Annotated in this window: 1 protein-coding gene; it reads left to right on the forward strand. The window is 67.2% G+C overall.

What is annotated here, in order from left to right; genetic code table 11:
- The coding region (locus MFF64_RS39170; protein ID WP_238194100.1) for a quinol:electron acceptor oxidoreductase subunit ActD at nucleotides 1–244 on the forward strand (244 nt) is incomplete at both ends.

Genomic DNA, 244 nt, shown 5'->3' on the forward strand with positions numbered 1-244 from the left:
ACCGCCACCTGGAGGCCATCACCCCGACCCCGTTGGAGGGCCTCGAGGCGGTGTACGGCCACGACGAGCGCATCCCCTGGATGGCCTTCTTCCTGGGGGTCTTGGGGGCGGGCCTCGGCCTCTTCCTCCAGGTCTACACCACCCTGGACTACCCCCACAACGCCGGGGGGAAGCCCCTTTTGGGCTGGCCCGCCTTCATCCCCGTCACCTTTGAGATCACCATCCTCACCATCACCGTGGGGAT

The sequence above is a fragment of the Methylobacterium frigidaeris genome (genome assembly GCF_022179185.1).
Lineage (GTDB): Bacteria > Pseudomonadota > Alphaproteobacteria > Rhizobiales > Beijerinckiaceae > Methylobacterium > Methylobacterium frigidaeris.